We start from the raw sequence: 12,254 nt of genomic DNA on the forward strand, positions 1-12,254 counted from the left end.
CCCTCAGACGGCGAGCCGGGCGCCGTCGGCGCGTACCGGCCGGACGGCGCGGATCCAGCAGCTCGCGGCCCGACCCAGCCAGAGGTGGCCGGCGCCGATCAGCACCGTGCCGATCAGCAACGGCGGCCAGGTCAGCGCGGCGTCCCACATCCCGAACGACCAGCCGAGGAGCGCCGCTCCGGTGACCACCCCGACGGCGAGCACGCCGGTCAGGCCGGCGCCCACCACCGCGTCGAGCACCTGGCCGCCGGGTGTCGCGCGACGCCCGGCCAGCAGCATCCCGACAGCGGCGAGCACGGCGGCGGCCAGCCAGATCCAGTTGATCGACGACGAGAGCAACTGGTAGCCCGCCGGCGGCCGGGGACCCTCGCTCCAGCTCGACCCCCGCCAGGTGAGGTCGCCCGCGACGGTCAGGGTCACCGCCACCGCCAGGACCCGCAGCGACAGCCCACGCAGGGCCCCGGCCGCCAGTTCCGTCTGGTAGGCCCGGGCCAGCTCGCCGGGTGTGCCGAACTCGGCCACCGCGCGGCGGTGGGCCTCCGCGGTCGAGAGACCACCCTCCCGGTACGCCTCGACGGCGTCCAGCAGCCCGTGCCGGGCCTCGGTCAACAGGTCGGCCTTCAACCGCCGCGGTCCGTGCAGCCGCTCCGCCAGCGCCCGCAGGCGCTCCTCCACCAGTACGTCGTCCCCGCCCCGCATGACCCCACCCTGTCACGGGACGCGACCCGCCGACGTCCGGGACAACCCTGGCCGGACCCCGACGTGTGCCCCCCCGACGGCGTTAAGAAGGGACCCTTCCTCTACCGGAGGCGTTAAGAAGGGGCCCTTCCTTACGTGCCCAGGGCGAGGTAGCCGCGCTCGGCGGCCTCCTGGAGCTGCCACTGGTCCCGGTACCAGCCGGGGGTGGTCACCAGGTCGGCGTGCCGGCCCCGCTGCACCACCCGGCCGGCGTCGAGCACCACGATCTCGTCCAGCCCGTCGAGCCCGTGCAGCCGGTGGCTGATCAGCAGAACGGAGTGGTCGACCGGGGTGGCGGCGAGGGCCGTGGCGAGGACCGCGTCGGCCGCCGCCGGGTCGAGGCCCTCGGTCGGCTCGTCGAGCACCAGCACCGGTGGCGCGGCGAGGAGCGCCCGGGCCAGGGCCAGCCGTTGCCGTTGGCCGCCGGAGAGCTGTCCGCCCTGCTCGCCGACCACGGTCTCCCAGCCCTCGGGCTGCTCGCGTACCCAGTCCAGCAGGCCGGCGGCGGCGGTCGCCGCCGCCAGGTCGTCCTCGCCCGCGCCGGACCGCCCGAGCAGCAGGTTCTCCCGGACCGTGGCGTGGAAGACGTACGCCTCGGCGAGCAGACCGCCGACGGCGCGGGGCAGTTCCTCGGCCGGGTACGTCGACAGGTCCCGACCGTCCAGCACGACCCGGCCGCCCTCCGGTCGCACCGCGCCGGTCAGCACGGCCGCCAGGGTGCTCTTGCCGGCGCCGCTCGGCCCGACCACGGCGACCCGCCGGCCCGGCGGCAGGTCGAGGCTGAAGGCGTCCAGGGCGGGTGCGGCGCCGGTCCGGTACCGGACGGTGACGTCCTCGAACCGGACGTGGTGCGGCTCGTCCAGCGGCACCCCGGCGACGGGGCCGGGTCCGGTGTCGGTCCCGGGTGCCGTAGTCGTCGTCAGCAGGGCGGCGACCCGGGTCAGGCCGGCGCGCAGGCCGGTCCACTGCCGGGCGGCCCCGACCAGTGCCAGGGCGATCTCCACGGCGGCGAGGGTGCCGACCGCCAGGACACCGACCAGCACCCCGTCCACCCCGGCGGACAGGGCGGTCAGCACCACCGCGCCGGCGGTCAGTCCGGCCACCAGCACGCCGGTCGCGTCCACCGCGAAGCCGGCGGCGGCGAGACGGCGTTCCAGCCGGGCGAGGCGCCGGGCACGGCCCTCGGCGGCCCGTAGCGCGTCTCCGGTGGCACCGAACGCGGCGAGGTCGGCGGCACCGTGGGTGAGGTCGACCGCGTCGGTGGCCAGCGCACCCCGCAGCGGTGCCAGCTCGGCGGCGGCACGCCGGGTCAGCGCGGTGGCGAGGGCGGGCAGCGCCACCCCCGCGACCAGCAGCCCGACGGCGAGCGCGGCGGCGGCCGCCGGTGAGATCAGGGCGGCACCGCCGATCGCGACGAGGCTGACCAGCACGGCCCCCGAGGCCGGTACGAGCACCCGCAGCAGCAGGTCCTGGACCGCCTCCACGTCGGAGACGAGCCGGCTCAGCGCGTCGCCCGAGCGCTGGCCGAGGCTGTCGCGCCGTGCGGCGAGCGTGGCGAAGACCCGGGTCCGGACGTCGGTCACCAGCCGCAGCACGGCGTCGTGACCAGCCAGCCGTTCGGTGTAGCGCAGCACGCCCCGCCCGATCGCCAGCGCCCGGACCGCCACGATCGCGACGGTGAGCCGGTCCAGCGGAGGGCGTCCGGCGGCGCTCATCAACAACCAGGTGGCGGTGGCCATCAGCGCCAGTGCGGCGAACTCGGTGGCGGCGGCCAGCAGCCCCGCGCCGACCAGCCGGTTCAGGTAGGGCCTCGCGAGCCGCAGCACCGTGCGTTCCGGCGCAGGGGTCCGGCCGGTCATCGGGCCTCCCCGGCCGGGGTCGGGGTGAGTTCGGTGACCCGGCCGTCGTCCACCCGCAGGACGCGGTCGGCGTCGGCGAGCAGCGCGGGCCGGTGTGCCACCAGCAGCGCGGTGCGGCCGGCGACCAGCCGGCGGGTGGCCTCCAGCACGACCGCCTCCGAGGCGCTGTCCAGTCGGGCGGTCGGTTCGTCGAGCAGCACCACCGGCGCGTCCCGCAGGAACGCGCGGGCCAGGGCGACCCGCTGCCGCTGGCCGCTGGACAGGCCGTGGCCGCGCTCGCCGAGGACGGTGGCGAGCCCCTCGGGCAGGCCGGCGACCACCTCGTCCAGCGCGGCGTCTCCGACCGCGCCGGCCAGCGCGTCGTCCGGTGTGTCGCCGGCGCCGAGACGGATGTTGTCGGCCAGCGTGGCCGCGAAGAGGTGGGCCCGCTGCGGCACCCAGGCGACCTGCCGACGCCAGCCGTCCGGGTCGGCGTCGGCGAGGTCGAGCCCGTCCACGGTGACGCGGCCGGCGGTCGGCGTCACGAAGCCGAGCAGCAGGTTGATCAGGGTGCTCTTGCCGGCGCCGCTCGGGCCCACCACGGCGATCCGCTCGCCCGGCCGGATGGTCAGCGTGACGTCGCGGAGGGCGGTCGTCCGCTCGTACGCGACGGTGACCGACTCGAACCGGATCTCGCCCCGCCCGTCCGGCACCGGACGGCTGCCCCGGCCGACGGCGGCGGGCGCGCCCTCGATGACCTCGAAGGCGTCGTTGAGTGCGGTGAGGCCCTCCATGCTGGCGTGGAAGCGGCTGCCGGCGGTGCGGAGCGGCAGGTACGCCTCCGGGGTGAGCAGCAGCACCAGCAGCGCGGTGGAGAGGGTGAGCCCGCCGGAGAGCAGCCGGATGCCCACCGGCACCGCGACCAGCGCCACCGACAGGGTGGCGACCAGCTCCAGCACCAGCGCCGACAGGAACGCGATCCGCAGGGTCTTCATGGTGGCCCGGCGGTGCCCGTCGGCCATCCGGCGGACCACGTCCGTCTGGGCGCGGGCGCGGCCGAACGTCCGCAGCGTGGGCAGCCCGGCGATCATGTCGAGGAAGTGCCCGCCGAGCAGGGAGAGCCGCCGCCATTGGCGTTCCGTGGCGGCCTGCGCCTGCCAGCCGAGCAGCGCGCCGAAGATCGGGATGAGCGGCAGGGTGGCCGCGATGATCAGCGCCGAGCTCCAGTCGGCGACGAAGATCCGGGCCAGCACCGCCACCGGCACGGTCACGCTGAGCACGAGTTGCGGCAGGTAGCCGGTGAAGTAGGCGTCCAGCGCGTCCAGCCCGCGCCCGGCGAGGGTGGCGAGCTGGCCGGCCCGCTGCCCGGCGACCCAGCCCGGCCCGTGCCGTCCGACCGCGTCGAGCAACTGCACCCGCAGCGCCGCCTTGACGGTCGCCGCGACCCGCGCCGACACCGTGCCCTGCGCCCACACCAGCAGCGACCGGGCGGCCACCGCCGCCACGAACCCGGCCAGTGCCGGCCGGTCCAGCCGGCCGTCGAACGCGGTGGCGAGCAGCGCGGCCAGTGCGGTGGCCTGCGCCACGACCAGTCCGGCGGCGAGCACGCCGAGGACCGCGAGCACGGCGAGGTCGCGCCGGGCCGCGGGGACCCGGCGCAGCAGACGCGGGTCGAAGGGACGGCGGTTCACCAGTACACCGGTGCCCTGCCGTCGGTCCGTCCCCGGAAAACCCACCAGCACATCGCCTGGAAGCCTAGTAGGGCCGGAACGAGTGGCACCGTCAGCCAGCCCAGCAGCCGCAGGGTGGGCTCGCTGGCCGCCGCGTCGGCCACGGTCAGGGAGGCGGCGGGATCGACGGTGGACACCAGCGCGTAGGGCCAGAGGGTCGCCCCGACGAGCACCACCGGCAGCGCCAGCGCCGCCGAGGTGGCGGCGAAGGCGAGGCCCGGCCGCCGTCGGGCGAGGGCCACCCGGGCGCCCAGCAGCGCCGCGACCAGCGCCACCAGCAGGAGTACGCCGACCGCCGGCCGCTGCGCGGCAGCGCGTACGCCCTCGGAGAGCAGGCCCAGCGCGGTGGCCGCGCCGACCGCGGCGAGCGCCACCGGGATCAGCCGGCGGGCCAGCCGCCCGGCCGCGCCGGCGTCGGGGTCCGGCAGGCGGAGGGTGAGGAACGTCGCACCGTGCGCGGCGACCAGCGCGACCACGGCGAGCCCGGCGGCGGCCGCGAACGGGGTGAAGAGGTGGGTCACCCCGGAGACGTGGCCGTCGGCGTCCAGCGGTACGCCCTGGAGCAGCCCGGCGAGCACGAAGCCCCAGCCGGTCGCGGCGAGCAGGCTGCCCACCACGACGACCCGGTCCCAGGCGGCCTGGGCACCCGCACCGGACGGCCGGCTGCGCAACTGCACCCCGGCGGTCACCAGGATCACCCCGACCAGCGCGCCGACGACCGCCGGGTAGAGGCCGGAGAGCAGTTCCCCCTCCAGCGTCGGGAAGGCTCCGAAGAGGATGCCGACGGCCGCGACCAGCCAGACCTCGTTGCCGAGGAAGAACGGGCCGACCGCGTTCAGGGTGGCGCGCCGGGCGGCGGGGGTGGTCCGCCGGGCCAGCAGCAGGCCGACGCCGTAGTCGTAACCGCCGAGCACGAGGTACGCGGCGAAGAAGGCCCCGAGCAGGGCGTACCAGGCGAGTTCCACGGTGCGTGTCCTATCCGGCGAGGGCGGGTTCGGGGCGGGGGTCGGCGGGCTGGTCGTCGGGTCGACGGCCGAGAGCGGGATCGTCGGCGCCGCGGGCGGCGTGTTTGGCGAGCAGCACCCAGTTGGTGACCGCGAGGGTGCCGAGCAGCAGCGTGAAGCCGATGAGGGAGGCGAGCATCACCCCGGGGTCGACGCCGCTGACCGCCCGCTCGGTGGGGAGCAGCCCGTAGGCCACCCAGGGCTGACGGCCGACCTCGCGGGCGATCCAGCCGAGGATCACCGCGACGAACGGCAGGGGCAGGGCCAGCAGGAGCAGCCAGAGCGGGAAGCGCAACCGGACGATCCAGTCCCGCCAGAGCAGCGGGAGCAGCAGCCACAGCAGGCCCAGACCGAAGCCGATCAGGATCATGAAGCCGAGGCCGACGCTGGACAGCACCGGTGGTTCGTAGTTGCCCGGGCCGAAGCGGGCGGTCCACTCGGCGACCAGCGCGTCGGCGGCGGGCGTGCCGCCGAACTTGGTGGGCTGGACCTCACCGACCGGGCCGAACTGGGCGAAGCCGAAGCCCTGCACCGCGGTGATCGCGAGGGCGGCGGTGACCAGGCCGATCCGCAGCGAGGTGCGGAACAGCGCGTGGTCCGGCGTGCGGCGGATCAGGTGCCAGGAGCTGACCGCGGCCATCAGCATCCCGCCGACCAGCAGGGAGGCCGCGACCACGTGCCCGAAGGCCATGCCGAAGGTCGGGTTGGTGACCAGCGCGGAGAAGTCGGTGAGGTGTGCGATCCCGTCCCGGACCTCGTACCCGACCGGGTTCTGCAACCAGGCGTTGGCCACCATGATCCAGAACGCCGACGCGTACGCGGTGATGGCGACGCCCCAGAGCAGGGCGACGTGGACGACGGGGCGGAGCCGATGCCATCCGAAGATCCACATGCCGAGGAACGTCGACTCCAGGAAGAAGGCGACCAGGGTCTCGATGGCCAGCGGCGCCCCGAAGACGTTGCCCACGTAGCGCGAGAGGCCGCTCCAGTTCAGTCCGAACTGGAACTCCATGACGATGCCGGTGGCGATGCCGAGCACGTAGTTGATCACGTAGAGCTGGCCCCAGAAGCGGGTCAGGCGCTCCCACTTCTGGTCGCGGGTGAGGAACCAGGTGGTGTGCAGGCCCACCAGCAGGGTCACCAGGCCGAGGGTGACGACCACGAACAGGAAGTGGATCGAGGTCGTGGTGGCGAACTGCAGGCGCGCGAGGAGCAGGGTGTCCATGACCGCTCTCCAGAAGTTGGCTCGCTTGTCGTAGCCAGCCTACACGTAGCTTACCTACGTATGCCATGCGCAAGATCGCCCCCGAACACGGAAGTAGTGGCCTCCCTCGCTGCGGGAGGCCACTACGTCAGGGATCGAGCGTGATCATGCGGAGCGCGGGCGCGGCGACGCGCCCGTTGGGGCCGCGGCCGGTGGCTCAGCTCAGGAAGAGCGAGATGGGGAGGGCGACCAGGGTGCCCGTCACCGCGAGCGCGGCGGCGCCGAGCAGGCGCGGCGGGCGGTCGGCGACCAGGAGCCGCTGCACCCGGACGTCCAGGTCCCGGTCGCCCATGCCGAGCGCGCCGGCCGGAGTGATCCGGTTGCCGGCGGCGGCGAACCGGCGCAGCGCCCCGGCCAGGGGGGCCTCGGCGTGCACCTCGCGCGCCTTGTCGTCGGCCCGCATCTCCACCAGCAGCGCCACCCGCTCGTGCGCCTCACGCACCCAGCGGAACCAGGGAAGGGCCCGGCAGAGCGCCGTGAAGGGCAGCAGTACCAGGTCGTGACGCTCCTGCGCGTGTGCCCGCTCGTGGGTGAGCACGGCGTCCAGTTCGGCGCGGTCCAGCAGGTCGAGGGTCCCCGCGCTGACCACCACCCGTGGCTTCACGCCCGGCAGGCAGTACGCCGCCGCGCTCGGGTGGTCGAGCACCAGCGCGCCGGGGACCGTGGGGTCCTGCCGGGCGACCAGGCTGAGCAGGTCGCGATGCCGGCGCTGGGCCCGGACGGCGGAGTGGATGCTGCGGACGGTCGTGGTCAGCAGCACCGCGCCGATGCCGAAGCCGACGCCGACCAGCCCGAGGTGCGCGGCGCCCACCCCGACGGGGAGGGTGCCGTGGCCCAGGTCGGTGGCGAGGGCCACCAGGGCGCTCCCGGTCGGCCGGTCGTACGCGGCCAGCCCCAGCGCCATGGGCAGCCCCATCGCGGACAGGCCGAGCGCCAGCCCGACCGCCTGCCAGCAGACGATCGCCACCCGCGGGGCACGCCAGGTCCAGGTGGACCGGGCCAGCACCTGGGCGACCAGCCAGCAGGCCAACATCGTGACGCCGAAGTGCACCGCGAAGGCCATGGCCGCCGCCCTACCGGTCCACTGCCTCGTCGGTGCGCCGGACCCGGCCGCCGTGCGGGTCCTCGACCCGGTCGGTCAACCCCGCCTCGGCGCCGAGTGCCGCGCGGAGCACGTCCGCCTCGGTCCCGGTCACCGACCGGGCGAAGCGGACGAGCGCCGCGTCCCGGCTGCCGCCGAGGTCGAGCGCGTCGAGCATGAGCTGGGCGATGTACGCCTCGCGGCTGGCCGCCGCCCGGTACCGCCACGCGCGGCCCTCGCGTTCGCGCTGGACCATGCCCTTGCCGGCGAGCCGGTCCAGCACCGTCATGACGGTGGTGTACGCCAGCTCCCGCCCGTCCAGGGCGTCCGCGACCTCCCGCACGGTGACACCGTCCGACGTGCCCGGGACCGAGTCCCACAGCACGTCCATCACCGCACGCTCAAGATCGCCCAACCGAGTCACGCCGTCAATCCTACCCCTCGTAGTAGAGAACCCGTCCCGGGGAACCCTGCCTGCCTTCGCCAGGGTGCTCTTTCACGGAAAGAGCGGCCTCCGGGCGCCGGATGACCACTCTTTCCGTGACATTGTGCGGATCTTGGGGTGGGCGGCGGGGTCACACGCCCTTGGGGTGCCAGACGGTCTTCGTCTCCAGGAGGGTCGTCATGCGGGTGATCCCCGGGTCGGCGGTCCAGTCGTGGTCGGCCGGGGCCGGCCGGAGCACCCGCTTGAGGTTCTCCGCGGCCTTCACCTCCAGGTCCGCCGCCAGTTCGGCGTCGGTCACCCCGGACAGGTCGATCGCGTTGACGTCCATGTGCGCGGCCAGCGTCGGCACCGTCTCCCGCAGGTGACCGGTCAGGATGTTGACCACCCCGCCGGGCAGGTCGGAGGTGGCCAGCACCTCGGCCAGGGTGACCGCCGCCAGCGGCGCCGACGGCGAGGCCGCCACGACCACCGTGTTGCCGGTGACGATCGCCGGGGCGATCACGCTGACCAGGCCGAGCAGCGCCGGGGACTCCGGGGCCACCGCGGCCACCACGCCGGTCGGCTCGGGCGCGGACAGGTTGAAGTACGGGCCGGCGACCGGGTTCGCGCCGCCGTACACCTGCGCGAGCTTGTCCGACCAGCCCGCGTACCAGACCCAGCGGTCGATCGCCGCGTCGACCTCGTCGGCGGGCGCGCCCAGGGCCACGAACTGCGCGCGGCGGCCCTCCAGCATCTCGGCCACCCGGTAGAGGATCTGACCCCGGTTGTACGCGGTCGCCCCGGCCCACCCCTTCACGGCGGCCCGGGCGGCGACGACGGCGTCCCGCGCGTCCTTGCGGGAGGCCAGGGAGACATTCGCGTCCTGCACGAGATACGACCGTCCCGACTCGCTGCGCGGGAACTTCCCGCCGATGAAGAGCTTGTACGTCTTGCGTACCGCGACGCGCTCAGACATTGAGGTAACCCTCCAGCCCGTGCCGGCCGCCCTCGCGACCGTAGCCCGACTCCTTGTAGCCGCCGAACGGCGAGGTGGGGTCGAACTTGTTGAACGTGTTGGCCCAGACCACCCCGGCGCGGAGCCGGTCGGCCGTCCACAGGATCCGGGAGCCCTTGTCGGTCCAGATGCCGGCCGACAACCCGTACGGCGTGTTGTTGGCCTTCTCCACGGCCTCGGCCGGGGTGCGGAAGGTCAGCACGGACAGCACCGGGCCGAAGATCTCCTCGCGGGCGATGCGGTGGGCCTGCGTCACCCCGGTGAAGATGGTCGGCGCGAACCAGAACCCGCGCTCGGGCAGCTCGCACGGTGGCGACCAGCGCTCGGCGCCCTCGGCGGACCCGGCGTCGGACAGCTCGCGGATCCGCTCCAGCTGGGCGGCCGAGTTGATCGCGCCGATGTCGGTGTTCTTGTCCAGCGGGTCGCCGACGCGCAGCTGCGCCATCCGGCGCTTGAGCGACTCCAGCACCCGGTCGGCGACCGACTCCTGGATCAGCAGCCGGGAGCCGGCGCAGCAGACGTGGCCCTGGTTGAAGAAGATGCCGTTGACGATGCCCTCGACGGCCTGGTCGATCGGGGCGTCGTCGAAGACGATGTTGGCGGCCTTGCCGCCCAGCTCCAGGGTGAGCTTCTTGCGGGTGCCGGCGACCGAGCGGGCGATGGCCCGGCCGACCTCGGTGGAGCCGGTGAAGGCGACCTTGTCCACGCCCGGGTGCTCGACCAGCGCGCGGCCGGTGTCGCCGGCGCCGGTGACGATGTTGACCACGCCGGCCGGCAGGTCGGCCTGCTGGCAGATCTCGGCGAAGAGCAGCGCGGTCAGCGGGGTGGTCTCGGCGGGCTTGAGCACCACCGTGTTGCCGGCGGCGAGCGCCGGGGCGATCTTCCAGGCCAGCATCAGCAGCGGGAAGTTCCACGGGATGACCTGCGCGGCCACACCGATCGGGCGCGGGTTCGCACCGAAGCCGGCGTGCTCCAGCTTGTCCGCCCAGCCGGCGTAGTAGAAGAAGTGCGCGGCGACCAGCGGCAGGTCGACGTCGCGGGACTCCCTGATCGGCTTGCCGTTGTCCAGGGACTCCAGCACGGCCAGCTCGCGGGAGCGCTCCTGGATGATCCGGGCGATCCGGAACAGGTACTTGGCCCGGTCCCGGCCCGCCATCGGGCCCCACACCGTCTCGTACGCCTGACGGGCCGCGCGGACCGCGCGGTCGACGTCCTGGCCGCCGCCCTCGGCGATCTCGGCCAGGACCTCCTCGGAGGCGGGGTTGACCGACTTGAAGGAGCCGCCGTCGGTCGGGTCGACGAACTGCCCGTCGATGAACAGTCCGTAGGAGGGCTTGAGATCCACCACCGAGCGGGACTCGGGGGCGGGCGCGTATTCGAACATCACTCTCAGTCCAGGGTGAAGTAGTCGGGACCGGAGTAGACGCCGGTCGTCAGCTTGGTGCGCTGCATGAGCAGGTCGTTGAGCAGGCTGGACGCACCGAACCGGAACCAGGCCGGGTCCAGCCAGTCCGCGCCGACGGTCTCGTTGACCATCACCAGGTACTTGATCGCGTCCTTGGTGGTCTTGATGCCGCCGGCCGGCTTCACGCCGACCTGCACGCCGGTGGCGGCGCGGAAGTCGCGGACCGCCTCCAGCATCACCAGGGTCACCGGGAGCGTCGCGGCCACCGGGACCTTGCCGGTGGAGGTCTTGATGAAGTCGCCGCCGGCCAGCATCGCCAGCCAGGAGGCGCGGCGCACGTTGTCGTACGTGGCCAGCTCGCCGGTCTCCAGGATCACCTTGAGGTGGGCGTCCCCGCAGGCGGACTTGGTGGCCACGATCTCGTCGTAGACCTCCTTGTAACGCCCGGCCAGGAACGCGCCCCGGTTGATGACCATGTCGATCTCGTCGGCGCCGGCCTCGACGGCGGCCCGGGTGTCGGCCAGCTTGATCTCCAGCGGGGCCTGCCCGGACGGGAAGGCGGTCGCCACGCTGGCCAGGTGGACACCGCTGCCCCGCAGCACCTCGGCCACGTACGGGACCATCGCCGGGTAGACACAGACCGCGCCGACGTGCGGGCAGCTCGGGTCGGCCGGGTCGGGGCGCAGCGCCTTCGCCGCGAGCGCCCGCACCTTGCCGGGGGTGTCCGCCCCCTCCAGCGTGGTCAGGTCGACCATCCGGATGGCCAGCTCGATGGCCTGGGCCTTGGCGGTGGTCTTGATGGAGCGGGTGCTGAGCTGTGCCGCCCGCTGCTCCGCGCCGACCTGGTCCACGCCGGGCAGGCCGTGCAGGAAGGTCCGCAGAGCGGTCTCGGATCGTCCCAGCTCGGAGAGCTCCGACCGGGCCGACGTCGCTGTCGCCGTCATGCCCCGAAGTCTACGCATCCACCGGGCAGGTGATCTTGGTCACTTCGGCTGCCGGTGAGCGATGTCGCTGGTCCGGCCACACCGGCCGTGCCCCGGGCGACGGGCGGGTAGGTTGGGCGACCGTGGACGTACACGTCATTGACCATCCGCTGGCCCAGTCGCGGCTGACCGCCATGCGGGACGCGCGCACCGATTCCTCCTCGTTCCGGGCGGCGCTGCACGAACTCACCACCATGCTGGTGTACGAGGCCGCCCGCTTCTTCCCGATCGAGACGTACCCGGTGCAGACTCCCGTCACCGGCACCCACGGCACCCGGCTGGCCAACCCGCCGCTGCTGGTGCCGGTGCTGCGGGCGGGTCTCGGCATGGCCGACGCCGCACTGGGTCTGCTGCCGGAGTCGTCGATGGGCTTCGTCGGCCTCGCCCGCGACGAGGAGACGTACGAGCCGCGCGCGTACATGGAGTCGCTGCCCCGCGACCTGTCCGGCCTGCCGGTGCTGGTGCTCGACCCGATGCTCGCCACCGGCGGCTCGCTGGAGCACTGCTGCCGGCTGCTGGCCGACCGGGGCTGCACCGACATCACCGTGCTGTGCGTGCTCGCCGCGCCGGTCGGCATCGAGCGCCTGGAGCGGTCCGGGCTGCCGTTGCGCCTGGTCACCGCCTCCATCGACGAGGGCCTGAACGACCGGATGTTCATCGTCCCCGGCCTCGGCGACGCCGGCGACCGGCAGTTCGGCGGCATGCCCCGGTTCTGACACCGGCCCACGGCCCGCCGGTCCACCCCGGCGGGCCGCCGTCGTGCCCGGGCGGT

General features: G+C 74.1%; 11 protein-coding genes. 1 reads left to right on the forward strand and 10 read right to left on the reverse strand.

Annotation, left to right across the window (positions count from 1 at the left end):
* Positions 1-3: 3 nt before the first annotated feature.
* From ACIBR0_RS09970 to deoC, 10 genes are all read right to left on the reverse strand, one after another.
* Positions 4-699, reverse strand: coding sequence for a permease prefix domain 1-containing protein (locus ACIBR0_RS09970; RefSeq protein ID WP_396714036.1), 696 nt, complete (start codon positions 697-699; stop codon positions 4-6).
* Between the two features lie 131 nt (positions 700-830).
* The gene (cydC, locus tag ACIBR0_RS09975; RefSeq protein ID WP_396714038.1) at positions 831-2,597 is read right to left on the reverse strand and encodes a thiol reductant ABC exporter subunit CydC; all 1,767 of its coding nucleotides are present in this window, start codon (positions 2,595-2,597) and stop codon (positions 831-833) included.
* Positions 2,594-4,267, reverse strand: coding sequence for a thiol reductant ABC exporter subunit CydD (gene cydD / locus ACIBR0_RS09980; RefSeq protein WP_396714040.1), 1,674 nt, complete (start codon positions 4,265-4,267; stop codon positions 2,594-2,596). The genes cydC and cydD overlap by 4 nt, the downstream gene beginning before the upstream one ends.
* Positions 4,264-5,271 (reverse strand): cytochrome d ubiquinol oxidase subunit II, encoded by a 1,008-nt coding sequence (locus tag ACIBR0_RS09985; protein ID WP_396714042.1) that lies wholly within the window; start codon positions 5,269-5,271, stop codon positions 4,264-4,266. Before ACIBR0_RS09985 ends, cydD begins: the two co-directional genes overlap by 4 nt.
* Before the next feature lie 10 nt (positions 5,272-5,281).
* Complete coding sequence (locus tag ACIBR0_RS09990; RefSeq protein ID WP_396714044.1) at positions 5,282-6,535, reverse strand: cytochrome ubiquinol oxidase subunit I; 1,254 nt, start codon at positions 6,533-6,535, stop codon at positions 5,282-5,284.
* 196 nt (positions 6,536-6,731) lie between these two features.
* The gene (locus tag ACIBR0_RS09995; RefSeq protein WP_396714046.1) at positions 6,732-7,637 is read right to left on the reverse strand and encodes a M48 family metalloprotease; all 906 of its coding nucleotides are present in this window, start codon (positions 7,635-7,637) and stop codon (positions 6,732-6,734) included.
* Between the two features lie 10 nt (positions 7,638-7,647).
* Positions 7,648-8,079, reverse strand: a complete 432-nt coding sequence (locus ACIBR0_RS10000) for a BlaI/MecI/CopY family transcriptional regulator (protein ID WP_396714048.1) — start codon at positions 8,077-8,079, stop codon at positions 7,648-7,650.
* 151 nt (positions 8,080-8,230) lie between these two features.
* A complete protein-coding gene (locus ACIBR0_RS10005; protein WP_396714050.1) occupies positions 8,231-9,055 on the reverse strand; it encodes an aldehyde dehydrogenase family protein in 825 nt (274 codons plus the stop codon).
* Entirely contained in the window at positions 9,048-10,478 is a 1,431-nt protein-coding gene (locus ACIBR0_RS10010; protein ID WP_396714052.1) for an aldehyde dehydrogenase family protein, read from the reverse strand. The genes ACIBR0_RS10005 and ACIBR0_RS10010 overlap by 8 nt, the downstream gene beginning before the upstream one ends.
* A 5-nt stretch (positions 10,479-10,483) precedes the next feature.
* Positions 10,484-11,443 carry a deoxyribose-phosphate aldolase gene (deoC, locus tag ACIBR0_RS10015; protein ID WP_396714054.1) on the reverse strand — a complete coding sequence of 320 codons (960 nt, stop codon included), beginning with the start codon at positions 11,441-11,443 and terminating at the stop codon, positions 10,484-10,486.
* A gap of 122 nt (positions 11,444-11,565) precedes the next feature.
* Here deoC and upp point away from each other — a divergent pair, with 122 nt between their 5' ends.
* The gene (gene upp, locus ACIBR0_RS10020) at positions 11,566-12,198 is read left to right on the forward strand and encodes a uracil phosphoribosyltransferase (RefSeq protein WP_396714056.1); all 633 of its coding nucleotides are present in this window, start codon (positions 11,566-11,568) and stop codon (positions 12,196-12,198) included.
* Positions 12,199-12,254 lie beyond the last annotated feature (56 nt).

Source organism: Micromonospora sp. NPDC049497 (genome assembly GCF_044465805.1).
Lineage (GTDB): Bacteria > Actinomycetota > Actinomycetes > Mycobacteriales > Micromonosporaceae > Micromonospora.

What these genes read in the sequence shown, in the direction of transcription:
- ACIBR0_RS09995 (WP_396714046.1), bottom strand. Translation starts at nt 7,637, where the DNA reads ATGGCCTTCGCGGTGCACTTCGGCGTCACGATGTTGGCCTGCTGGCTG.
- ACIBR0_RS09990 (WP_396714044.1), bottom strand. Translation starts at nt 6,535, where the DNA reads ATGGACACCCTGCTCCTCGCGCGCCTGCAGTTCGCCACCACGACCTCG.
- ACIBR0_RS10010 (WP_396714052.1), bottom strand. Translation starts at nt 10,478, where the DNA reads ATGTTCGAATACGCGCCCGCCCCCGAGTCCCGCTCGGTGGTGGATCTC.
- cydC (WP_396714038.1), bottom strand. Translation starts at nt 2,597, where the DNA reads ATGACCGGCCGGACCCCTGCGCCGGAACGCACGGTGCTGCGGCTCGCG.
- ACIBR0_RS10005 (WP_396714050.1), bottom strand. Translation starts at nt 9,055, where the DNA reads ATGTCTGAGCGCGTCGCGGTACGCAAGACGTACAAGCTCTTCATCGGC.
- deoC (WP_396714054.1), bottom strand. Translation starts at nt 11,443, where the DNA reads ATGACGGCGACAGCGACGTCGGCCCGGTCGGAGCTCTCCGAGCTGGGA.
- ACIBR0_RS09970 (WP_396714036.1), bottom strand. Translation starts at nt 699, where the DNA reads ATGCGGGGCGGGGACGACGTACTGGTGGAGGAGCGCCTGCGGGCGCTG.